The organism is Pseudomonas sp. BW16M2, assembly GCF_014268865.1.
Classification (GTDB): domain Bacteria; phylum Pseudomonadota; class Gammaproteobacteria; order Pseudomonadales; family Pseudomonadaceae; genus Aquipseudomonas; species Aquipseudomonas peradeniyensis.
In genome coordinates, this window is record NZ_JABWRI010000084.1 from 1 (window position 1) to 343 (window position 343).

1 pseudogene is annotated in these 343 nt (G+C 71.7%); it reads right to left on the minus strand.

The annotated features are described in order from the left end of the window. Positions 1 to 343: pseudogene (locus tag HU735_RS26855) on the minus strand (type VI secretion system tip protein VgrG); the annotation flags it as partial.

Below are 343 nucleotides of genomic sequence, written 5' to 3' on the forward strand. Positions count from 1 at the left end.
ACCCGGCCCCACTCGTCGCAAAAGATCTCCTCGCCCTCGGGGCCGACCACCGTGGCCATGTGCGGGCCGTCGATGCGCGGCTTGGGCGGCGCCTCTGGGCGCCACTCGATGCGTCCGGGCACTAGCAGGGCCTTTTGCGTGTAGCGCGTGCCTTGCTCGGCGCCGGCGGCTTCCTCCTGCAGGCTGGTGAACTGCGCGCCCTCGTGGCGCACGCTGGCCACCCGCCAATGCATGTTGAGGTCTGCGCGGGGGTGTTCGACCAGGTCGAAGCTCAGGCCCGGCTGCAGGCGCACGTCGTCGCCCTCGACCTCGGCGATGCGCGCATCGTGGCGCAGGGCGGTGA